The 20,906-nt window shown below is 60.2% G+C and carries 21 protein-coding genes; 16 read left to right on the top strand and 5 right to left on the bottom strand.

Annotated features, from left to right (window positions below):
• The first annotated feature begins 13 nt into the window (after positions 1 to 13).
• Complete coding sequence (locus CRO06_RS03895) at positions 14 to 634, top strand: 2-hydroxychromene-2-carboxylate isomerase (RefSeq protein WP_097057765.1); 621 nt, start codon at positions 14 to 16, stop codon at positions 632 to 634.
• Between the two features lie 193 nt (positions 635 to 827).
• On the opposite strand, the gene CRO06_RS20365 is transcribed toward CRO06_RS03895, so the two are convergent.
• The 3 genes from CRO06_RS20365 to CRO06_RS03880 form a co-directional block, all read right to left on the bottom strand.
• A complete protein-coding gene (locus CRO06_RS20365) occupies positions 828 to 995 on the bottom strand; it encodes a MerR family DNA-binding transcriptional regulator (protein WP_218839863.1) in 168 nt (55 codons plus the stop codon).
• Between the two features lie 204 nt (positions 996 to 1,199).
• Entirely contained in the window at positions 1,200 to 2,324 is a 1,125-nt protein-coding gene (locus CRO06_RS03885; RefSeq protein ID WP_218839862.1) for a type I restriction enzyme HsdR N-terminal domain-containing protein, read from the bottom strand.
• Between the two features lie 362 nt (positions 2,325 to 2,686).
• Complete coding sequence (locus CRO06_RS03880; RefSeq protein ID WP_097057764.1) at positions 2,687 to 4,834, bottom strand: TonB-dependent siderophore receptor; 2,148 nt, start codon at positions 4,832 to 4,834, stop codon at positions 2,687 to 2,689.
• A gap of 291 nt (positions 4,835 to 5,125) precedes the next feature.
• Here CRO06_RS03880 and ccoN point away from each other — a divergent pair, with 291 nt between their 5' ends.
• From ccoN to CRO06_RS03820, 12 genes are all read left to right on the top strand, one after another.
• Entirely contained in the window at positions 5,126 to 6,559 is a 1,434-nt protein-coding gene (gene ccoN / locus CRO06_RS03875; RefSeq protein ID WP_097057763.1) for a cytochrome-c oxidase, cbb3-type subunit I, read from the top strand.
• Positions 6,560 to 6,569: 10 nt separating this feature from the next.
• Positions 6,570 to 7,205, top strand: a complete 636-nt coding sequence (ccoO, locus tag CRO06_RS03870; protein WP_097057762.1) for a cytochrome-c oxidase, cbb3-type subunit II — start codon at positions 6,570 to 6,572, stop codon at positions 7,203 to 7,205.
• Positions 7,202 to 7,372 carry a cbb3-type cytochrome oxidase subunit 3 gene (locus tag CRO06_RS03865; RefSeq protein WP_022995063.1) on the top strand — a complete coding sequence of 57 codons (171 nt, stop codon included), beginning with the start codon at positions 7,202 to 7,204 and terminating at the stop codon, positions 7,370 to 7,372. Before ccoO ends, CRO06_RS03865 begins: the two co-directional genes overlap by 4 nt.
• The gene (gene ccoP / locus CRO06_RS03860; RefSeq protein ID WP_022995064.1) at positions 7,365 to 8,276 is read left to right on the top strand and encodes a cytochrome-c oxidase, cbb3-type subunit III; all 912 of its coding nucleotides are present in this window, start codon (positions 7,365 to 7,367) and stop codon (positions 8,274 to 8,276) included. Before CRO06_RS03865 ends, ccoP begins: the two co-directional genes overlap by 8 nt.
• 5 nt (positions 8,277 to 8,281) lie before the next feature.
• Complete coding sequence (gene ccoG / locus CRO06_RS03855; RefSeq protein ID WP_097057761.1) at positions 8,282 to 9,688, top strand: cytochrome c oxidase accessory protein CcoG; 1,407 nt, start codon at positions 8,282 to 8,284, stop codon at positions 9,686 to 9,688.
• Complete coding sequence (locus CRO06_RS03850; protein ID WP_026949290.1) at positions 9,663 to 10,157, top strand: FixH family protein; 495 nt, start codon at positions 9,663 to 9,665, stop codon at positions 10,155 to 10,157. The genes ccoG and CRO06_RS03850 overlap by 26 nt, the downstream gene beginning before the upstream one ends.
• A complete protein-coding gene (locus CRO06_RS03845; RefSeq protein ID WP_097057760.1) occupies positions 10,154 to 12,532 on the top strand; it encodes a heavy metal translocating P-type ATPase in 2,379 nt (792 codons plus the stop codon). The genes CRO06_RS03850 and CRO06_RS03845 overlap by 4 nt, the downstream gene beginning before the upstream one ends.
• Positions 12,511 to 12,693, top strand: a complete 183-nt coding sequence (gene ccoS / locus CRO06_RS03840; protein ID WP_097057759.1) for a cbb3-type cytochrome oxidase assembly protein CcoS — start codon at positions 12,511 to 12,513, stop codon at positions 12,691 to 12,693. The genes CRO06_RS03845 and ccoS overlap by 22 nt, the downstream gene beginning before the upstream one ends.
• The gene (locus CRO06_RS03835; protein WP_097057758.1) at positions 12,683 to 13,393 is read left to right on the top strand and encodes a sulfite exporter TauE/SafE family protein; all 711 of its coding nucleotides are present in this window, start codon (positions 12,683 to 12,685) and stop codon (positions 13,391 to 13,393) included. The genes ccoS and CRO06_RS03835 overlap by 11 nt, the downstream gene beginning before the upstream one ends.
• Positions 13,394 to 13,458: 65 nt before the next feature.
• Entirely contained in the window at positions 13,459 to 14,832 is a 1,374-nt protein-coding gene (gene hemN, locus CRO06_RS03830) for an oxygen-independent coproporphyrinogen III oxidase (RefSeq protein WP_097057757.1), read from the top strand.
• Between the two features lie 82 nt (positions 14,833 to 14,914).
• Entirely contained in the window at positions 14,915 to 15,628 is a 714-nt protein-coding gene (fnr, locus tag CRO06_RS03825; protein ID WP_022995071.1) for a fumarate/nitrate reduction transcriptional regulator Fnr, read from the top strand.
• A complete protein-coding gene (locus tag CRO06_RS03820; RefSeq protein ID WP_055100027.1) occupies positions 15,625 to 16,542 on the top strand; it encodes a universal stress protein in 918 nt (305 codons plus the stop codon). The genes fnr and CRO06_RS03820 overlap by 4 nt, the downstream gene beginning before the upstream one ends.
• Positions 16,543 to 16,671: 129 nt before the next feature.
• On the opposite strand, the gene yaaA is transcribed toward CRO06_RS03820, so the two are convergent.
• Complete coding sequence (yaaA, locus tag CRO06_RS03815; RefSeq protein WP_097057756.1) at positions 16,672 to 17,451, bottom strand: peroxide stress protein YaaA; 780 nt, start codon at positions 17,449 to 17,451, stop codon at positions 16,672 to 16,674.
• A gap of 223 nt (positions 17,452 to 17,674) precedes the next feature.
• On the opposite strand from yaaA, the gene CRO06_RS03810 reads away from it, so the two are divergent.
• Together CRO06_RS03810 and CRO06_RS03805 are read left to right on the top strand one after the other, a co-directional pair.
• Complete coding sequence (locus CRO06_RS03810; protein ID WP_080530956.1) at positions 17,675 to 18,151, top strand: hypothetical protein; 477 nt, start codon at positions 17,675 to 17,677, stop codon at positions 18,149 to 18,151.
• Between the two features lie 80 nt (positions 18,152 to 18,231).
• Positions 18,232 to 19,071, top strand: a complete 840-nt coding sequence (locus CRO06_RS03805; RefSeq protein WP_026949297.1) for an MBL fold metallo-hydrolase — start codon at positions 18,232 to 18,234, stop codon at positions 19,069 to 19,071.
• Positions 19,072 to 19,211: 140 nt separating this feature from the next.
• Here CRO06_RS03805 and corA read toward each other — a convergent pair whose 3' ends face one another.
• Entirely contained in the window at positions 19,212 to 20,162 is a 951-nt protein-coding gene (gene corA, locus CRO06_RS03800; protein WP_022995076.1) for a magnesium/cobalt transporter CorA, read from the bottom strand.
• A gap of 94 nt (positions 20,163 to 20,256) precedes the next feature.
• On the opposite strand from corA, the gene CRO06_RS03795 reads away from it, so the two are divergent.
• The gene (locus CRO06_RS03795; RefSeq protein WP_244902765.1) at positions 20,257 to 20,898 is read left to right on the top strand and encodes an alpha-ketoglutarate-dependent dioxygenase AlkB family protein; all 642 of its coding nucleotides are present in this window, start codon (positions 20,257 to 20,259) and stop codon (positions 20,896 to 20,898) included.
• Positions 20,899 to 20,906 lie beyond the last annotated feature (8 nt).

The following is a 20,906-nucleotide window of genomic DNA, read 5'->3' as shown; positions in this document are numbered from 1 at the left end:
AGAGGATGTGCTCATGGTCTCGAAACACACCGCTCCAGCCATGGAGCTCTGGTACGACTTTGGCAGCAACTACAGTTACCTGAGCATCATGCGGGTGGAGGAGGCGGCGGATCGCCACGGCGTCGCCATTGTCTGGAAGCCGTTCCTGCTCGGTCCCGTTTTCAAGGCACTGGGCTGGCAGGGATCGCCATTCCTGGAACAACAGGAAAAGCTGCGTTACGTGTGGCGGGACATGCTTCGCCAATGTGAAAAGTACCGGCTGCCGTGGACCCGGCCATCCACTTTTCCCCGCAACGGACTGCTGTCGTCACGGGTGGCGCTGCTGGGAGCGGATATGCCATGGATCGCGGAATTCAACCGCCAGGTGATGCTGCATAACTTTCAACGTGACCGGGACATAAACAGCGAGGAAGAAGTGGGCGGCATCCTTGCGGATATGGGGTTGCCGGCGGAATCCTTGTTGAAGGCCGCCCAGTCCGACCACAACAAACAGCGCTTGAGGGAGCAGACCCAGGAAGCCCTGGACCGGGGGCTGTTTGGCGCCCCGACCTTTCTGATCGGTGACGCCATGTTCTGGGGCAACGATCGGCTGGACGATGCCTTACTGTACGCGGCGACGCGCGGCAACGGATGAAATCAGGCTATTGAATCACCAGCTCACCGGACCCCGGCAGCCGTGCTACCAACTCCGCCCCGACAAGAGTCGACGGAGTGTACGCGCCGCCAGTGTGCTGGTTCTCCATCAAATGCTCGATAACGGCCAGGGAGCCGGATGACCACCGCCATGTAGGCCAGTTTGGCAAACTCCAGGAAATAGGCTTCACGGGTCAGGGTGCGGCCATCGCGTGATCGCGCCCGTGCATGGCCGGCGCCTCGTAGCTGCCACCGGACAGCTCAACCAGATCCACATCCCGTTCATTTGGCGGATAGGTGCGGTAACCGTTGGCCTTGCGGCTGACGGTTTTCAGAAGGCCAATCCTCTCGTAGAAGCGGATACGTGAGGGGCAAGGTCAGTGATATCCGCCAGTTCGCCAATTTTCATGTCCGTAGCCGGATTGTCGCTGGGTTAAGGCCAACTTTAACAAGATGCGTCCTATCCGTCGTTATATCTTATTTAACATAATATACATTACACCTAATTATGGATAAGCCGAGACACCCCAGAAATGACAACGCCCCTTCACCAGATCGGCACTTCATTAGGAGCCAGCCATTTCGGATTCCAGGTCTTGACCCGTGTCCGATACGTCGTAGTACCCAATGGTTACCCTCAATTGCTCCTTGTATTGAAAGATGTCCGTTGGTGATCGGATTGGATGGCGGGTTTCCCTTTTGTCCTTATCGAACAGGCCGATGTATTTCTGGGATCGATTGAAATGTAACCGGCATATCGGCTTGCGGTTGTTGTCATCCAGTAGTACGCCGAAATAGCTCAGGGTGTCCCGCTCAGCGATGCGGTTGATATCCACTTGGTCAGACAGGATCGCCCGGACGATATAGAAACCCTGGAGTTCTTCCGCCGTGGTTTCGATTTGTGGCCCCTGGCCTTCCTCCTGTTCCGTCTCTTCCTGACGGCTCAGGGCGCTGGAACGTTGGGTGTAATCATCACGCACGGCGCCTTTCAAGCGCTCGTTTAAATTGTCGTTTAGAAACTGGGCGGTGGCTCGTTGTACAATGTCCCGAAATTCCTCTTTGGCTTTCTGGGTGAGTCGCCCGTCATAAACCTTGCCAGCGAAAAGAGCGACGAATTCCTCGGAGGGTTGCGAGAACTCCTCGGCAATCAGCTTCTTGATGCGATTGGTATATTTCAGCTCGCCGGCGGCGGTGATGACATCACCCAGATCAAAATCGTTCTTGGATAGCTTTCGGATCTCGTCAGATAATCGCCAATTGAAGTTGGTGAAATCGACCTCCATAAAGGGGTTTTTGTCCATGCGATTGGCGGCATCAAGATCCGTGAAGAATTGATAGCGAATGCCATTCGTGAGAATGGCAATACGAGCCTCTGTCACCGAAAAATAGCGATAGAGTTGAGATGCATGCTTAAAGCCCAACTCATCGCCGGCTCGTTTGCATTCTATGAGGATCTGAATCGAACCATGCTGTTTAACCGCGTAGTCGACCTTTTCTCCCTTTTTGATGCCCTGATCCGCGGTGAACTCGGGAATGACTTCCAGTGGATTGAATACGTCATAACCCAGAATGTCTTTTATAAATGGCATTACAAGAGCGTTTTTCGTGGCTTCTTCCGTGGCCAGGTCTCCAGCCAACTGCCCTACTTTGGACCGCATTTGTTCCAAACGGTCTTCAAAATCCATGGACATGGAATTCCCCTTCTTCGTGTTGTTGTATTGTTCCCCAGGAGGGCTTGGTTAAACCGGCCCTGTGAGGTTGAGTCTAGGCGAACCATGGTTGAGGTCAAATAATAAACAAACAGATTGGTTTTTGTGTTGATTTTAATTTTTATAAAATACAATAAAAACATAAAGTTAAAATGATTTCTTAAAGTAATTTGTTGTTCATGATGGGCATGCTCGCTCCTCAGGACTCTAGCAATACCTCCCCCACGCCTCCTCCCCAGGACGAGAGCATCTTTGCGGTTCTGCTTGGAGGAGTAAACCCCCTTCCCTGCCCTGCCAGGCGCCCCCTCCCGAGGAGGTGGGTGCGGTGGCGTACTGGCCGATGGCTACCAGCGATAGCCGACTTTCGCCATAATTTCGCGCCCCGGATTGTAGTAGTTTGCCGTGCCTGACCCGACCACATGCTGCTCATTGAACAGGTTCTGAACATTGACGGAAACGTCGACGTTTTTAATGAGCTGGTAGCCGAGAGAGGCGTCGAAGAGCGTCTCCGAATCGCTCTTGGAGGTATTGGCGGCATCAAAGTAATAAGAACCGACATGCCGGGCACCAAGACCGAAGCTCATACCTGTATCTGGCAGAGTATAGTGTCCCCAGAGCGAGGCGGTGTGTTTCGGCGCAATAGCGAACTCCCTCCCTTCGAGTGAAGTGCCATCCCCGAGTGTGCCGCGAATCACTTCAGGGTCTATATAGGAGTAGCCCCCGATAAGGCTCAGGTTATCGGTCAGTTCGACTCTGGCTTCCAGATCAAGACCTCGCACGCGGGATTCGCCAATGGTTTCCTGCTCGATGGTGCCGTTATCCTGCACAACGGCAATGGTAACGTCGTCTTTGTTCAGCTCATAGACCGCTGCCGAGAACAGCGCGTTCATACCCGCAGGCGCGTATTTCACCCCTATCTCGTGCTGCTCACCGCGTTCCGGTTTAACACCGATGGCTGGCGGTGCCACCGATTCCACATAACTGATATAGGTGGAGAGTCCGTCACTGACTTTATAGGTCAGCGCGCCCCGGGCCGAAGTTTCCGAAAAGTCATCGCTGTCATCGAAAGGCGAACCGTAGGAGCTCCCCTCGCTGGAAAGATCCATTGAGTCATTGCGAACCCCAGCCGTGATAACGAATCGATCATAAAAAGATAAGTTCTGTGTCAGGAAAACTGATTTGGTGGTGTAATCCTGTTTGTTGGTGCTATAGATATTCAGGCTGCTCGGAGCCCCGGAGTAAGCCGGGTCTTCGATATCAATTGATTCCGCATCCCCATAGAAGGAGCTGTCATCCGTTGAGGCGTCACGGTATTCGATCCCCAGCAATGTGCTGCTGTCGGTGTGATCGAAGCTGGCATCGTATTGCAGAATGACGTTTCCGATCAGTTCATGCGCCTTACTGTCGGTGCCGAAGTAATCCCGATCCACCACCGTGCCTGTTCTTGCGACGGAATCCGTCAGATAGACGTAACCAAAATCATCGGTCAGATCGCTGTAGCGCAGATTCCCACGCAGGGTAAGCCCATTATTGAAATCATGGGTGAGCTGCCCGGTCATACTGGTTCGTTCAACGTCGTGATAGTTGAAATCAGGCTCACCAAAGAAATCACTGCGATCATATTCCCGATCAAGCGGATAACCGCCACTGTTGGGCGTGCTGTCCCGCTCAAGATAGTCCAGGATCAGCGTGGCGGAGGTATACGCTGTCGGCTCCCAGGTCAGTGACCCCATAAAGAACTGATTGTCGTCTTTCGAGTGGTCGTATTCGCGCTCGCCATCCTTGAATTTTCCGGTGAAGCGATAGGCCAGTGTCTGGTCGGCGTCCAATGCATCCCCCACATCAATGCCGGCCTCTTTCTGGTCGAAGGAACCATAGCCCAGGTAACCCTCACCAAAGCGATAAAACTTCGGTCGCTTGCTGACGAAGTTCACTGACCCCCCAGGATCCGCTGGGCCGAACAAGGTGGAGTTGGCTCCACGCAGTACTTCCACGCGCTCATAGGCGTAAGGCTCCTCACGCACACCGCGCATCGATCCCAGTGTCATGCCGTCACGGTAAGTAGTGGCCTGGAATCCTCGAATCTTGAAATAGTCGTTACGGTCGTCGGTGCCGTAGTAGTCGGTGATGATCCCTGGCGTATATTGCAGGACCTCCTCGGTGGTATTCGCGTTTCGCTGCTCGATCTCCTTTTCCGTAATGACCGACACGGAGGCAGGTGTGTCGAGGATGCTGGTTGCGACCTTGCCGCCCACCCATAACTCCCGGGCAACAGTGGAGTTGGCATCATCATCAGGGGCTACCACGTGCGTATTGACGATAATGGGAGCGAGACGATATACCGTTTCTTCCTCATTCCCGCCGTCAGACTCCTGCGCGCTCCCAATCATCGGGGCAATAGCCAGAGTCGTGCCACATAGCAGAGCGGTCGTGGTTCGCCGGCATCGTGGTCTATTGGCCTGGCGTCGGACTGTGCTGTTGCGATCAATCATTTGAACCCCCAAAGGTGAAGACGTGGCCTGGCGCTCCCCATGAGCCTGAACAGCGCGTTTACGTTTCTCTACCGAAGGGATAGGGATTATCCGGAGAGAATCTGCCTGGGTCAATAATGATAATGCTTTTCATAAGCGTTCATTTTCTTGATTGAGCCTGCCACCGGCAGATATCTGCCGGCCTTTCAGATCGGGATTTCCGCATCCGTCACGGTTGTATTGATGTATATCAAGGGCAGCTTTAGCGCCGGCTGATACCTTGCACACGCCTCAATTTGCAAGGACAACATCATGCAAGACGCCGCTGCGCCGCCGGCGTACCACTATCGTGTGGTTCGCCAATTTACAGTCATGACCGTGGTTTGGGGGGTCGTGGGCATGTTCGTGGGGGTCTGGATCGCCGCGCAACTGGCCTGGCCTGCCTTGAACTTTGATATACCCTGGCTCAGTTTTGGGCGCCTTCGCCCGCTGCACACCAATGCCGTGATCTTCGCCTTTGGTGGTTGTGCCCTGATCGGCACGTCCTTATATGTGGTTCAGCGTACTTGCCAGGCCCCATTGGTGTTGCCGGGGCTGGCGGCTTTCGTGTTCTGGGGGTATCAGGCGGTCATCGTTCTCGCCGCTGTGAGTCTGCCGCTGGGTTTCACCAGCGCCAAGGAATACGCGGAACTGGAGTGGCCGATCGATATTCTGCTGGCCCTGGTGTGGGTGGCCTACGCGGTGGTCTTTTTCGGCACCATCGCGAAACGGCGTACGGGGCACATTTATGTGGCCAACTGGTTCTATGGCGGCTTCATTCTGGCGGTGGCGCTGTTGCACATCGTCAATAGTGCCGCCATACCGATTTCCCTGACCAAGTCTTATTCGGCCTATGCCGGCGCCATCGATGCCATGGTGCAGTGGTGGTATGGCCACAACGCCGTGGGCTTTTTCCTCACCGCCGGTTTCCTCGGCATGATGTACTACTACGTGCCGATTCAGGCGGAACGTCCGGTCTATTCCTACCGTTTGTCCATCGTTCACTTCTGGGCGCTGATCGCGGTGTACATGTGGGCCGGTCCGCACCATCTGCACTATTCCTCCCTGCCGGATTGGGCCCAGTCCGTGGGTATGGTGTTCTCCATTGTCCTGCTGGCGCCCAGCTGGGGCGGTATGATCAATGGTGTCATGACGCTGTCCGGCGCCTGGCACAAGCTGCGTGACGATCCGATCATCCGCTTCCTGATCGTCGCCCTCTCCTTCTACGGCATGAGCACCTTCGAAGGGCCGCTGATGTCGATCAAGACGGTCAATGCTCTCAGCCATAACACCGACTGGACCATCGGCCACGTGCACGCCGGCGCCCTGGGCTGGGTGGCGATGATTTCCATCGGCGCACTTTATGTCATGACGCCGCGCCTGTTTGGCCGTCAACGCATGTATTCGGTGAGCTGGATCAATGTGCATTTCTGGCTTTCCACCATCGGCACGGTGCTCTACATCGCCGCCATGTGGGTGTCCGGGATCATGCAGGGGCTGATGTGGCGGGCGGTCAACGACGACGGCACCCTCACCTACAACTTCGTTCAGGAACTGGTGGAACGGCAGCCCTTCTACATCGTGCGCCTGCTCGGCGGCGTGGTGTTCCTGGTCGGCATGTTGCTGATGGCACTCAATGTCTATCTCACCATTCGCGGCACTCGTGATGACGCCGGTGAAGACAACCGTCTGGCCCTTGCCTACTAGGAGATCAACGATGGCAAACCGACACGCCGTAATCGAAAAGAACGTGGGCCTGCTGATCGTGCTGATTCTGGTGGCGGTGAGTTTTGGCGGGCTGGCCGAGATCGTGCCGCTGTTTTGGCAGAAATCCACCACCGAGCCGATGTCCACTTTGCGTCCCTACGATGCCTTGGAAATGGCCGGCCGCGATATCTACATCCGTGAAGGCTGCCATGTATGCCACACCCAGATGGTGCGGCCGCTGCGCGCGGAAACCGAACGGTTCGGACCTTACAGCGTGGCCGGAGAGGACGTTTGGGAGCATCCGTTCCTGTGGGGGTCCAAGCGTACCGGCCCGGATCTGGCACGGGTGGGACTACGCCCGATCACCGAGCAATGGCATCGCGAACACCTGCGCGATCCACGCGAGGTGGTCCCTGAGTCCAATATGCCCGCCTATCCCTGGCTGCAAAACACGCCGGTGGATTGGAAGCACATGGAACGCAAGCTGCGCGTGTTCAAGGACATATTCGGTGTGCCTTACAGCGAGCAGGATGTGGCCGAGCAAATGGAAAAGGTCAACGGCGAATGGGCCGGCGCCAGCGAGGAAGACGCGCTGGTGGCTTACTTGCTCTCCCTTGGCCAGGTCCGTAAGGAGGTTCGCGAATGACCTATCACAGCGTTCTGACCGTACTGTTTTTCCTGGCGTTTCTCGCCCTGGTGGCCTGGGTCTACCGGCCCGGCCGCAAACAGCAATATCAGGAACTGGCCAAGCTGCCGGTGCGTGACGATCAACAGGCCCGGGCCGGGAGCGACGGGGAGCAAATCCATGAGTGATTTCTGGAGCGGGTACATCATTTTTATCGTGGTGTTGAATCTGGTGGGTTGCGCGGTGCTTTTGTTCGCCAACTCCCGCCTGTCCGCCGAAGAGGCGCGCCAGGACACCACCGGTCACAAGTTCGACGGCATTGAGGAGCGAAACCAGCCCCTACCCCGCTGGTGGCTGTTTCTGTTCGTCGGCACTCTGGTTTTCGCCGTTGGCTATCTGGTGCTCTACCCTGGCCTGGGCCGGTTCGGCGGCCTGTTGAACTGGACCAGCGTCACTCAGTGGGAACAGGAAGTGGCGCTGGTGGAAAAAAGCAGCGAGCCGCTGTTCAAGGAATTCGCCAAGGTTCCGGTGGCTGAGCTGGCTCATTATCCCGAGACCCGGGACGTCGGTGGCCGGCTGTTCGCGCAGAACTGCGCCATCTGCCATGGCTCCGATGCGCGCGGCGCACGCGGCTACCCCAACCTTACCGATGATGACTGGCTCTACGGCGGCTCGCCCGACGCCATCGTGCAGACTATTACCAGCGGACGCCGCGGCACCATGACGCCGATGGCGGCGGCCATTGGCAACAGTGACGAAGCGGTGCGGGACATGGCTATGTACGTGCAAACCCTCAGCCGGCCCGACCTCAAGAACAAGCCAGAGTATCGTGACGCGGCCGAACGGGCCGAGCCCCGGTTCCAGGTGTGCGCGGCCTGTCATGGCGCCGACGCCACCGGCAACCAGATGATCGGCGCCCCCAACCTTACCGACGGCATCTGGCTCCATGGGGCCCGTCTGGAAGACATCGAAACCACCATCCGGGAAGGCCGTCAGGGGCATATGCCAGCCCATGAAGGGGTTTTGACGCCGGAGCGCATCCACGTGCTGGCCGCCTACGTCTACAGCTTGTCCATGGAGACCGAGGAGTAGTCAGAATGTCGAAAACGGAGCGCATCCCGGTTCATTCCGAAGGCATCGACGACGGCCGCTCGGTGGCGCTGTACGCTAAACGCGAGCGGATTCAGGCCAAGCATGTATCCGGCCATTACCAGCGCCTGCGCGATCTGGGGCTGAGTATGACCATGGGGCTGTACCTGATACTGCCCTGGGTACAGTGGCAGGGGCGGCAGGCGGTACTGTTCGACCTGCCCCATCGCAGTTTCCACATCTTCGGTATCACCTTCTGGCCGCAGGACTTCCTGTTCCTGGCCTGGGCGTTGATGCTGGCCGCGTTCGCCCTGTTCTTCTTTACCGTTCTGGCCGGACGGGTCTACTGCGGTTATGTCTGCCCGCAGACCACCTGGACCCGTTTCTTCATGGGCATCGAACGGATATTCGAGGGCGACCGCCATCAGCGCATGAAGCTCGACAAGGCGCCCTGGTCGTTCAACAAACTCTGGCGTCGCACTGGCAAGCACCTGTGCTGGCTGTTGCTGGGGCTGGTCACGGGACTGACCTTCGTCGGCTACTTCACCCCGATCCGTGAGCTGGTGCCAGACTTTCTCACCGCCCAGGTGGGGGGCTGGGCGCTGTTCTGGATCGGCTTCTTCACCGTCGCCACCTACGGTAATGCCGGCTTCCTGCGCGAACAGGTATGTCTGTACATGTGCCCCTACGCGCGCTTCCAGAGCGTGATGTTCGATCGCGACACGCTTATCGTGTCTTACGACACCGCCCGGGGCGAACCGCGTGGCCGCGGCTCCCGTAAAAAGCAGGCCGCCCCCCTGGTCGGTGATTGCGTGGACTGCAGTCTGTGCGTTCAGGTCTGCCCCACCGGTATCGATATTCGCGATGGCCTGCAGTACGAATGCATCACCTGTGCCGCCTGTATCGACGCCTGCGATCAGGTGATGGACCGCATCGACAAGCCCCGGGGACTGATTCGGTACACCACCGAAAACGCCCTCGCCGGCGGCCGCCATCAGGTACTGAGGCCACGCCTGATCGGCTATGGCGTGGTGATTTCCCTGTTGTCGCTGGCGTTTGTCTGGGCGCTGTACAGCCGGGTGCCGCTGCAGGTGGATATATTGCGTGACCGTAACCAACTCTACCGCCTCACCAGCCTGGGTGAGGTGGAAAACAGCTACCGCCTGGAATTGCTGAACAAGGACCAGCACAGCCACCGCTATCGCGTCACCCTGGAAGCGCCGGAAGGCCTGAAACTGGTCCATGGCGAAATGACCGTGACGCTGGAGGGCGGACAACACCGAAGCCTGCCCGTTACCGTCAGCTACGATCCCTATGTCGCCGATCTGGACAGCCGGACCATCTGGTTCCGGGTACAGGATCTGGATGTGCCTGATCTGGAGGTGCGCCATGAATCACGCTTCATCGCTCCGTGATGGCACCCTGCCCTGGTACCGCTACCCGTTGGTGTGGCTGGTTATTCTGATCCCGCTGTCCTCGGTGGTGGGCGGCATGGTCACCCTGACTCTGGCGATACGTCATGCCGACGCCACCGTGGCGGACGACTGGTATCAACAGGGCAAGGCCATCAACCGTTCCATGGCCGACCTGGATCAGGCCCGCCGGCTTGGCCTCGAACTGCAACTGTACGCCGGTGAACCGGCCGCCCTGCAATTGACCAGCAAAGTGCCCATGCCCTGGCCTGAACGGCTGCAACTGGCGTTCCGCCACCCGACCTTCGCCGAGCGCGATATTGCCATGACGTTCATCCATCAGGGGGGTGGTCGTTATCGCGCCGACGGTGGCGCTCTGGCGGCGACCGATCACTGGGTGGTGACGGTGACGCCGGAACAGGGACATTGGCGATTGCGTCAGCGGCTGCGGCCACTACAGGGCGCGCCATGAGTACGGCCTGCTGGCACTGTGGCGAAGGGGTTGGTGTATCACCTTTCGTTGCCCGCACTCCGGGAGGGGAAAAACCCACCTGCTGCCCCGGCTGCGCCGCCGCCGTGGAGATGATTCATCGTCTCGGCCTGGAAGACTATTACGCTATCCGCAGCAATAACGGGCCGCTGGTGGCCAGCGAGGAAACGGAGCGCACTCTGGCATTGTTCGATGTGCCCCAGTTGCTGGCCGCTCACATCCAGGAGCAGGACGGCCGGCGCCGCTTGCGGCTGCAAGTCTCCGGACTTACTTGCGCGGCGTGCTGCTGGCTGATTGAAAAAGTGGTGATGGGGCTGCCCGGCGCCCGTTCGGTTCAGGTCAATCTGGCCAGCATGCAATTGACCCTGGAATATGACGCCGCCGAGCCCTTATTCCCCCGCAATGCCGTGCGGCGCATTCTGGAATTGGGCTACCGGGTCGCCTTGCCGGGCGATCCCACCTGGGAGGGGCATCAGCAGAAAGAACGGCGTCGCCTGCTGGGGCGGTTGGCATTGGCCGGCCTGGGGGCGATGCAGGCCATGATGTATTCCGCCGCCCTTTATATCGGTGTGTTCGAAGGCACGGATCGCATTTACCAGGACTTGTTCCGGCTGGCCGGCCTGCTGGTGGCCACACCGGTGGTGTTTTACTCCGGCTGGCCGTTTTTTCAGGGCGCCTGGCGGAGCCTGAAAGTGCGCCGCCCGACCATGGACGTGCCGGTGGCCCTGGCGTTGTTGCTGGCCTGGGGCGGTTCGCTGGTGGTAATGGCCAGTGGTGGTGAGCACGTTTACTTCGATTCCGCCGCCATGTTCGTGTTCTTCCTGCTGCTCAGCCGCTGGCTGGAACTGCATCAGCGTCAGCGCATCCAGCGCTCCTGGCAGCAGTTGCAGGATACGTTGCCTCTGGTGGTGCGGCGGCTGGATGACGCCGGCGGCGGCGACTGGGTGGCCACCGCCCAGCTGTGCGCCGGCGATACCGTGCGGGTCAGCCAGGGAGAAACCGTGCCGGTGGATGGTGTCATCCGCGCTGGCGAGGCTCGCTTTAACGAGGCGGCCCTGACCGGCGAATCCCTGCCACGTACCCGCACCATCGGCGACACGGTGCAGGCCGGGTGCCGGATCCTGGAAGGTGGTGTGGATATCGAGGCCGCGAGTGCCGCCGACAGTAGCCTGGTCGCGCGCATTGGCGAACAGGTGGCGCGCGCGCAGGAAGAACGAGTGACGGTGGTGCGGGACTGGCAAAGAGTGGCCCCTCTGTTCACCGCGACGGTGCTGGCATTGGCCATGGCCACCCTTGTGTTGCATTGGCATCGCGGCCCGGCACAGGCATTCGAGCACATGCTCGCCCTGCTGGTGGTGACCTGTCCTTGCGCCCTGGCTTTGGCGGTGCCGTTAACGCTCTCCGCCACGCTGGCCCGGGGGCTGAAGCTGGGCTTGCTGATTGCTTCCCCCTCTCAGTTTTTATCCTTGCCGGGTATTCGCGGCGTCCTGTTCGACAAAACCGGCACTTTGACCACCGGCCGGTTCCAACGGGTGGAGTGGCGAGCCGCCGCCGACGTCGAATCGGAATGGCTCACCACCCTGCCCCGAATCGCAGCCGGGTTGGAGCGGGACCACCCGCACCCGCTGGCGCGCGCTTTCGATGACCTCTCACCGGTGCCGATCGAGGATTTGCGTTTGAGCCCTGCCGGAGCCAGTGGCCGCTTCCAGGGCCACCAGTGGGCCATGGGCGGTGCGCCGGAGCTGAGCCGTGGCAGTGAGACGTGTCTGGCTCTCACCCGTGACGGCCGGACGCAGGCACTGTTCTGGTTGCGGGATCAACCGCGCGCGGAAGCCCCGGCGGTACTTGATCAACTGCGTCAACGGGGTTGGCGGCTGCGCATGGCCAGTGGTGACGCCGCGGAGCCAGTGGCCACGCTGGCTGAAGAACTGGGCATGGGCGAAGCCCGCTCGCGATTGACGCCCCATGACAAAGCCGCCTGGTTACAGAAGCTGGAACAACAGGAAGGACCGCAAATGATGGTGGGGGATGGCATCAACGATGCTCCCGCACTGTTGCGGGCCACGGTCTCCGTGGCGCCGGCGGCGGCGTCCAGTCTGGCCCGCCGCGCCGCTGGCGTTTATCTGCTCAACGAAGGGCTGCAGGGGCTGGCCGATCTGCCCCGTCTGGCGGATCGCTGCCGGGCGGTGATCCGCCAGAACCTGACCTGGGCTCTCGGCTACAACCTGGTGGCGATTCCTCTGGCCATGGCTGGCTGGATCCCACCCTGGGCCGCGGCTCTGGGGATGTCAGCTTCGTCACTTCTGGTGACGCTCAATGCCAACAGGATAACCACATGGAAAGCCTCCTCTTGTTGATTCCGGTGGCCTTGCTGTTCCTCACCGTAGCGGTGTGGGCGCTGTTCAAGGCTTTACGCCAGGGCCAGTTCGAGGACCTGGATCATGCCGCCTGGACGGTGATTTTCGAAGACCGGGAGCAGCGCCGTAATGCTGGCAAGGGGGTGGGTGATGATCGTTGACCCGCTTACCGTGGCGTTGACCGGCGCTCTCGCCCTCGGTGTCGGCGGGGCCCTTCACTGCGCGGGAATGTGCGGCGGCATCGCCGCCGCCCTGAGTTTCTCGATCCCCGAAGAACGACGGCGTGGCAGCAGGCTGATCGCCTGGCAGAGCTTGTTTGGCAGCGGCCGGCTGTTGAGTTACGCCGGCCTGGGCGCGATCGCCGGGGGGCTGGGCGGGCAATTGGCCAGTGGCCCGGCAAGCGGCGGCTGGCACTGGCCAGCGTTACTGTCAGCGCTCCTGATGGTTTTGCTGACCGCTCATTTCCTCGGCCACAGTGCGCCGATCCGGGCTCTGGAGCGTCTCGGGGCCGGACTGTGGCGGCGGCTGTCCCCGTTGACTCGCCGTTTGATGCCGGTGGATCACCCGCTCAAGGCGCTGGCGCTGGGCGGGCTGTGGGGGTTCTTGCCCTGTGGGTTGCTTTATTCCGCCCTGGTGCTGGCCGCCGGAACCGGTGAATGGGCTGACGGTGCCCTGGTCATGGGCATGTTCGGCGCCACTACCCTGCTGCCGGTGGGGGCCGCCGGTGTATTCGGCGGGCAGCTGTCGCGGTTGCGGCGGGGGCCCGCCCGATATGTGGCGGCGGCGATGACGCTGGCGCTGGCGCTGGTGTTTCTTCAACACGGACTGCCCGGAGATGTCCATGCTCATCACCATCCTTGATCTGCATCAAGGTCGGCTGTGTTCATAGTGGCATGATGCCGCCATTCCCCCTTTGGAGCGCTGACATGACGCAATGGAATCCGGATCTGATCCGCCGATTCGGAGGTCCCGGGCCTCGCTATACGTCCTACCCACCGGCCACCCAGTTCCATGAGGAAGTCGGCGAGGAGGACTATCGGCGCGCCGTTGCTCGCGGCAATCAGGCCCGTCGCCCACTGTCGCTGTACTGTCACATCCCATTCTGCGCCACGGTGTGCTACTACTGCGCCTGCAACCGCATCATCACCGGCAACCGGGCCAAAGCCGAGGATTATCTGACCTTCCTGAAGCAGGAGATCAAAGCCAAGGCGGCGCTGGTGGACCCGCAGCGGCCCGTGGTGCAGATGCACTGGGGCGGTGGCACCCCCACCTACCTCAGCGATGCGCAGATGACCGAGCTGGTTTATGACCTGGCCCGTCATTTCAACCTGCTGGAAGAGGATCGCGGCGAGTACGCCATCGAAGTGGACCCGCGCACGGTGGATCGCGCCCGTCTGGGGCTGCTGCGGGGGCTGGGTTTCAACCGGCTCAGTATCGGTATTCAGGATCTGGATCCGGTGGTGCAGAAGGCGGTGAACCGGGAACAATCCCTTGAGCTGATCACCGAAGTATTCGACGCGGCCCGGGATTTCGGTTTCCACTCCATCAACGCCGACATGATTTACGGCTTGCCCTGGCAGTCTTCCTCCAGCCTGGCTCGCTCCCTGGAACAATTGCTGGCTTTACGCCCGGAGCGCATTTCCCTTTACAACTACGCCCACATGCCGGCGCGCTTCAAGGTGCAGCGGCAGATCCAGGAAACCGCGCTGCCCAGCCCGGAGGAAAAACTCGCCATGCTGAAACTGGCGGGCGAAACCCTGGAGGCGGCCGGCTATGTGCTGATCGGCATGGACCATTTTGCCCTGCCGGATGATCCCATGGCGGTAGCGCAGCGCAACGGCACCCTGCACCGCAATTTCCAAGGCTACTCGCTACATGGCGACGCCGATCTTCTGGGCATGGGGGTCAGCGCGATCAGCGCTTTTGATGATTTCTACGCTCAGAACCTGAAGGTTCTGAGCAACTGGCAGGAAGCCGTGCAAGCGGGTCGCATGCCGATCGAACGCGGCTTCCTGCTTGACTGGGATGACCGTCTGCGCCGTGACGTGATCATGGGGCTGCTGTGCGACCTGCGGCTGGATCTGGTCGCCTTCCGGCAGCGTTGGGAAGTGGATTTCGCCGATTACTTCAAGGACCAGCTGGCCGCGCTGGGTGAATTCGAAAAACTGGGGCTGATTGATATGAACAGCCCCGTGTTGAAGGTCACTGACACCGGGCGCCTGGTGGTGCGCGCTCTGGTGATGTTGTTCGACCGCTATGCCGGCACCCCGAACCCACAGCGATTCAGTCGCATTATTTAGCTCGCCGTTACCGATCCGGGAGACCATAATGTCTCAAGCCGTAATTGCAATACGCAGTGTATCCAACATGGAGGTACGCAGCATGCCTCGTCACGTTTCATGCAACGACTGTAGTCTCAGCCCCATTTGCCTGCCGTTGGCGGTGGCGCCTTCCCAGCTCGACGAACTGGATGGCATCATCCGCCGTGGCCGCCCGCTGAAGCGCGGAGAGCACCTGTTTCGTGCCGCCGCCCCGTTCAGCGCCGTTTATGCCGTGCGCTCCGGCGCACTGAAGACCTATGTCCTCTCCGATGAGGGGGAAGAACAGGTTACCGGGTTTTACCTCCCAGGCGAGATCGTCGGCATGGACGGCATCAGTACCGCGCACCATGTTTCCAATGCCAAGGCGCTGGAAACCGCTACCGTGTGCGAGATCCCCTTCCATCGCCTGGAAGATCTGTCCCAACGCATCCCCTCCTTGCAGCATCACTTCTTCTCGCTGATGAGCAACGAGATCCGCGCCGACCGCGAACTGCACATGCTGTTGAGCAAGAAGAGCGCGGATGACAGAGTGGCCTCTCTACTGTTATCCCTGGCCGCGCGTCAGCAGCGCCGGGGTTTGAGCAGCCGCCGCTTCCGCCTGCCCATGTCCCGCTATGACATCGCCAATTATCTGGGACTGGCGGTGGAAACGGTTAGCCGCATTTTCACCCGTTTTCAGCAGCAGGATATGCTGCTGGTGGACGGCAGAGATGTGGAAATCGTCGACCGTGAGGCGCTTTGCGGTGGCGGCAGACTACATGTGGAGGCACCATGACTATTCCGACCAATGGCATTCTCGTCGTCCTGGACCGGCACCTGAAGGCCCCGCAGCCGGCGCTGAAGAAAGGCCGGTTGCTGGCCGCGGCGCTGAGCTGCCCGCTAGTGGTGGCCGTCAATAGTGATTCGTCGGCCATGCGTCGCGCGGTGGGGCTTGACCAGAAGCGCCGCCAAGCGGCCGAACAGCAAATTCGCAATGCCTGGGAACGGCGCATTCAGGACTTGCTGGCGGGTACCGAGGCCACCGTGCATATCACCACGCACAAGGATCAGGATGAGGACCTCCGGCAGACGGTCATTGCCGCCAGACCACGTCTGGTGGTGGTACATACCAGTGAGGAAGGCACGCTGAGGCGCCACCTGTTTACGCCGCGGGACTGGTTGTTGATTCGTCGGGCACCCTGCCCCGTGCTTTGCGTGCAGGACCGTCCCTGGAGTGAAACACCTGTGTTTACCGCGGCGATCGAACCGGAGGAAGAGGACGAGAGCGGCCTGGACAGTGCCGTGCTGAGCGCGGCGCGGGAATGGTCGGCGCCGCTGCAGGCATCACTCAACGCCGTGCATGTGCTCGAGCACCCGGACGAAACGTTGTTGTTGGTGGCGGGCGAAGCGTTGCCGGAATACGCCGCCAGCGCCGAGAGCATTCGCAAAAGCCACCGCGAAGCTCTGGACCGTTTCGCCGAGCGCCATGATCTACCGCTGGAACGCACGGAAATGTTGGAAGGACCGATCGCCGGCACCCTGGCTGACTACTGTGAAAATAACGGCACAGATGTACTGGTGGTGGGGACGGTTCGCCGCAACAAAGTGGAACGCCTGCTGCTGGGTGCCACCGCCGAGTCCCTGCTGGTGCATGCCCGCAACGACGTTCTGGTGATCAAACCGGACGGCTTTGACGCCGATTGGCAGTAAGTCGCGGTCGGTGCCAAGAGGCCACTGTCGTGGGAGCCTGCCCTGCAGGCGAATTCAAAGTTCGCTTGCAAGGCAAGCTCCTGCAGTGGCGGAGTGGCGACCCGGGAAATCATGCCTCCAAAGACTCGGTCAACCCCCCTGCTCCGCTCTTCGGAACACCGGTTTGGTGTCCGTGGAAGACGCTTTGTCATAGCGATACCCCGCCTCCTTGAATCGCTTCAGATCCTCCGGCTTTTCAATCCCTTCGCGCAATATCCAGGCCGCCATCAGGCCGCGGGCTTTCTTGGCGTAGAAGCTGATAACTTTGTACTTACCGTTCTTTTCGTCCTGAAAGACCGGTTCGATGACCGGGCCCGGCAGCAGTTTGGTGCGCACGGATTTGAAGTATTCATTGGAGGCAAGGTTCACCAGTACGTCGGTGCCCACGACGCGCATATCCTTGATCAACTGGCGGGTGATGCGGTCATCCCAGAACGCGTACAAATCCTTGCCGGCGGACGTATCCAGCCTGGTGCCCATTTCCAGACGATACGGTTGCATCAGATCCAGTGGGCGCAAAACCCCGTAAAGGCCGCTCAGCATGCGTAAACGATGCTGTGCGGCGGCGAGATCGTCCTTGCTGAAACGGCTGACATCCAATCCGGTGTAAACATCCCCTTTGAAGGCAAAGAGGGCCGGACGGGCATTGTCCTTGTTGAAGGGGCGTTGCCACAGAGCGAAGCGCTCGACGTTGAGATGGGCGATCTTGTCACTCACCCCCATCAGGCTGGACAGATCCGCCGGCGACAGTTTGCGGGCTCGTTGCACCAATGTTTCACTGTCATCCAACATGCGCGGTTGAGTGGCGCGCAGCGCCGGCAACGGTGACTCGTAGTCCAGGGTCTTGGCCGGCGAGACCACTATCAGCATGGGTTTTCCTCCGTGGCATGAAATCGCGAATACCGCCATCATAATAGTCTGGCAACCGCCATGCCGGGACAGCGCGATGGCGGCTCATGACTAAGCGGCCATAGATGGTAGCGCAAGCGGCCATAGTTTGGACCACTAAACGGCATAGGCAGAGCCGGTTCCCATTCCGATGATGCTGGTACCGTGGCGTCGTCGGGGAAACCAAAACAGAAGGATAAAGAGCATGCGGTATTTATTGGTTCTGGCGGTGGTTACCGCAGTGGTGGTGTTGCTGTGGGGCAGCTGGCAGGCCGGGCGGCGCCCCTTCTATCTGGTGCTCGCCGGGGTCGGCGTGGCCAGCGCCGTGATGCTGATGTCCTTTCTGTTCACCGACCAGGAACGCCTGGTGCCCGGTGATCCCGCTTCGGTCACCGTTACCGTCACCGGTGTCAGTCAGATGGAGACCGGGGTGCGGGTGAGTGGTGAGATCAGCAACCGGGGAGAGCATGCCATCGCCCATGTGCTGCTGGATACGGTCGCCCTCTCCTGCCCGCCGGCGAAAGCCTGCGAGACATTGCATGAAGAGCGGATTCCGGTATCCATTCATGTGCCCGCCGGCGGCCGTTATCCGGTGGCGGTGGTGGCCGACCGCGATCGCGGCATGCGGACGCCGGACCGCTGGGAATTGCGGGTCCGGGAAGTACAAGTGTACGGCGAATAGGCACCGCCGCCATCATACCGGGGGGTTTGCAAGCTGGGACTAAATGGTCACAATGCGCTTCCCGAATCAATGGAGTTACCATGGCGGCGCTGATTCCCGGCCAGCCCACGGCCATCGCTACCAATGCCTGGCGTGTGCTGGGCCGTAACCCCGGCATGATGACCGGCCCCGGCACCAACAGCTATCTGGTGGGCGGCCGCGCCCTGACGGTGATTGATCCCGGCCCCACCGACCCGGAGCATACCCAGGCTCTGCTGGCCGCGGCCGAGGAACTGGGGCGTCCGATCGAACGCATCATCGTCACCCATACCCATCGCGATCACTCCCCCGGAGCTCATGATCTGGCCGCCGCCACCGGCGCCGTATTGGAAGGCCCCTGGGTCCCGGACGACGGCTTGCAGGACACCACGTGGGAACCGGAACGCGAGCTCAAGGACGGTGACACCGTGGACTGCGGCGGCCTGACCCTGGAGGTGATCGCCACGCCCGGTCACGTCGGCAACCACCTGTGTTATCTGCTGAAGGAAGAGGCGCTGCTGTTCACCGGCGATCATCTGATTCAGGGGTCCACCGTGGTGATAGCCCCGCCTTCGGGCTCCATGAGTGCCTATCTGTCTTCCTTGGACAAGCTGCGGCAATGGGACATCAAACGCATGGCTCCCGGGCATGGCGACGTCATCGACGAGCCGCTGGCGCTGGTGGACCACACCATCAAGCACCGGCTGGAGCGGGAAAAGAAAGTCTTCGCCGCCCTCACCGGTGACGCCACCAGCGTGCCGGACCTGGTGAAACGGGTTTACGACGATGTGCCTGAATTTCTGCACGGTGTGGCGTGCCTGTCACTTGAGGCGCATCTGATCAAATTGCACGAAGATGGCCGCGCCCATCGCCAGGATGATCTCTGGCGCCTGCCTTCCTGAGACGCGGTCCACTGTGGGAGCTTGCCTGCAAGCGAATCTCTTGGGGCCCGAGTACATTCGCTTGCAGGCAAGCTCCCACAGCGGCTTCGTAGCGCCCTCGGTGGAAGAGCAATCAGTGCGTGGGCGTACCAACAGTGCGCTTACAGCCAGCCTTTCCGCTTGAAATACCAGTACGGGGCGAAGCCCGACAGGAACATCAGCCCGATCACCGCCGGATAGCCGAACTCCCAGTTCAGTTCCGGCATCACCTGGAAGTTCATGCCATAAATACTGGCGATCATGGTTGGTGGCAGGAACACCACGGCGGCGATGGAAAAGATCTTGATGATCTGGTTCTGCTCGATATTGATGAACCCCTGGGTGGAATCCATCAGGAAGTTGATCTTCTCGAACAGAAAAGTGGCGTGGGACATCAGGGTGTCCAGGTCATGCTGGATTTCCGAGCAGGTGCGGCGGCGTTCCTTGTCGGCCCGTACATAACGCTGGATAAAGGAAATCGAACGTTGGGTATCCATCAGGCACAGGCGGATTTTTCCGTTGCTGTCTTCCAGATGGGCCAGCTTCTCGATGCCGTCCTCCAGCTCCGCTTCCTCATCCTCCAGCACCAGATAACTGACATCCTCCAGGTCCCGATGGATGTCCTCCAGCGTATCGGCCAGATTCTCGGTCTTCTGCTCAAGAATGCTCAGCAGAATGTCCAAGGGCTCCAGGGCACGGACCCAGCCGCGCCGGATGCGCATGCGCATGAGACGAAAATCCGGCGCGCGGGAATCGCGGAAGGTCAACAGCCGGCCCGGCTGCAACACAAAAGCCACGGTCGAGGTGCGATGGCGCCCCTCGCTCTGATGAACGAACAGGGAGTGCACATGAAGACCATGCTCATCATGGAAGAAACGGGCGGAGGATTCGATTTCCTCCACATCGTCGGACTCCGGCAGCGCCTGGCGGAACAGATGCTGCACCTCCTGCCGTTCCTCATCGGTGGCGTCCACCAGGTCGATCCAACTGGCTTCCTTGGCGGTGTCCGGGGTCAACCCCGCCACATCCCGCTCGCGGAGCACTCCGTCTTCAATATCGTAAACGTACAGCATGCTAGACTCCTGGCGACGGACCTTCCACTAACTGCGCATAGCATCATCCACGCGTACATAGATGGTCAAAGGCGCTTAGATAGAGCAGGTTGCTATGACTGTCAACCACACCCTGTCGCGGCTCGACTCCCTGCCCCCTCCCCTGGAATTGGGGCGAGGGGCTCGTATCTGGCTGATTGAGCGGCTTCTCGGCCCTTCGGCCATGGACCTGTTCCACACGCTTTGTAACGAACTCCCCTGGGAGCAACCCCGTGTACAGGTGTTCGGCCGTTCCCACCCGGTGCCCCGGCTGGTCTGCTGGCTGGGCGACACCGGCGTCACCTACCGCTATTCCGGGCTGACCCACCGGGCCGGGGGCTGGCCCGATCCGCTGGCGCCATTACGGCGCGCGGTAACGGCGTTGACCGGATTAACGCCCAATGGTGCTCTGGCCAATCTCTATCGGGATGGCGACGACACCATGGGGTGGCACCGGGATAATGAGCCGGAACTGGGACCGGCCCCCTTGATCCTGTCCTATAACCTTGGTGCCACCCGCGACTTCTGTCTGCGACGTTATGGCGAGCATCGGCAAAGCCACCGGTTGCCACTGTCCCACGACAGCCTGTTGATTATGTCTCCCCAGGTACAGCGTTATTATGAACACGCCCTGCCCCGCCGCCGGCGGGTGCGCGAGTCCCGCCTCAATCTTACCTTCCGCCATATCGTCACCGCAGCGGCGGACCTTTCCGGCTAGCAGAGCAG

The sequence above is a fragment of the Alloalcanivorax xenomutans genome, assembly GCF_900217905.1.
Lineage (GTDB): Bacteria > Pseudomonadota > Gammaproteobacteria > Pseudomonadales > Alcanivoracaceae > Alloalcanivorax > Alloalcanivorax xenomutans.
Note: the sequence above shows the minus strand (reverse complement) of the source record. Positions and strands in the feature narration are given on the sequence as shown.

What these genes read in the sequence shown, in the direction of transcription:
- CRO06_RS03895 (WP_097057765.1), top strand. Translation starts at nt 14, where the DNA reads ATGGTCTCGAAACACACCGCTCCAGCCATGGAGCTCTGGTACGACTTT.
- CRO06_RS03885 (WP_218839862.1), bottom strand. Translation starts at nt 2,324, where the DNA reads ATGTCCATGGATTTTGAAGACCGTTTGGAACAAATGCGGTCCAAAGTA.
- CRO06_RS03880 (WP_097057764.1), bottom strand. Translation starts at nt 4,834, where the DNA reads ATGATTGATCGCAACAGCACAGTCCGACGCCAGGCCAATAGACCACGA.
- ccoN (WP_097057763.1), top strand. Translation starts at nt 5,126, where the DNA reads ATGCAAGACGCCGCTGCGCCGCCGGCGTACCACTATCGTGTGGTTCGC.
- ccoO (WP_097057762.1), top strand. Translation starts at nt 6,570, where the DNA reads ATGGCAAACCGACACGCCGTAATCGAAAAGAACGTGGGCCTGCTGATC.
- CRO06_RS03865 (WP_022995063.1), top strand. Translation starts at nt 7,202, where the DNA reads ATGACCTATCACAGCGTTCTGACCGTACTGTTTTTCCTGGCGTTTCTC.
- ccoP (WP_022995064.1), top strand. Translation starts at nt 7,365, where the DNA reads ATGAGTGATTTCTGGAGCGGGTACATCATTTTTATCGTGGTGTTGAAT.
- ccoG (WP_097057761.1), top strand. Translation starts at nt 8,282, where the DNA reads ATGTCGAAAACGGAGCGCATCCCGGTTCATTCCGAAGGCATCGACGAC.
- CRO06_RS03850 (WP_026949290.1), top strand. Translation starts at nt 9,663, where the DNA reads ATGAATCACGCTTCATCGCTCCGTGATGGCACCCTGCCCTGGTACCGC.
- CRO06_RS03845 (WP_097057760.1), top strand. Translation starts at nt 10,154, where the DNA reads ATGAGTACGGCCTGCTGGCACTGTGGCGAAGGGGTTGGTGTATCACCT.
- ccoS (WP_097057759.1), top strand. Translation starts at nt 12,511, where the DNA reads ATGGAAAGCCTCCTCTTGTTGATTCCGGTGGCCTTGCTGTTCCTCACC.
- CRO06_RS03835 (WP_097057758.1), top strand. Translation starts at nt 12,683, where the DNA reads ATGATCGTTGACCCGCTTACCGTGGCGTTGACCGGCGCTCTCGCCCTC.
- hemN (WP_097057757.1), top strand. Translation starts at nt 13,459, where the DNA reads ATGACGCAATGGAATCCGGATCTGATCCGCCGATTCGGAGGTCCCGGG.
- fnr (WP_022995071.1), top strand. Translation starts at nt 14,915, where the DNA reads ATGCCTCGTCACGTTTCATGCAACGACTGTAGTCTCAGCCCCATTTGC.
- CRO06_RS03820 (WP_055100027.1), top strand. Translation starts at nt 15,625, where the DNA reads ATGACTATTCCGACCAATGGCATTCTCGTCGTCCTGGACCGGCACCTG.
- yaaA (WP_097057756.1), bottom strand. Translation starts at nt 17,451, where the DNA reads ATGCTGATAGTGGTCTCGCCGGCCAAGACCCTGGACTACGAGTCACCG.
- CRO06_RS03810 (WP_080530956.1), top strand. Translation starts at nt 17,675, where the DNA reads ATGCGGTATTTATTGGTTCTGGCGGTGGTTACCGCAGTGGTGGTGTTG.
- CRO06_RS03805 (WP_026949297.1), top strand. Translation starts at nt 18,232, where the DNA reads ATGGCGGCGCTGATTCCCGGCCAGCCCACGGCCATCGCTACCAATGCC.
- corA (WP_022995076.1), bottom strand. Translation starts at nt 20,162, where the DNA reads ATGCTGTACGTTTACGATATTGAAGACGGAGTGCTCCGCGAGCGGGAT.
- CRO06_RS03795 (WP_244902765.1), top strand. Translation starts at nt 20,257, where the DNA reads ATGACTGTCAACCACACCCTGTCGCGGCTCGACTCCCTGCCCCCTCCC.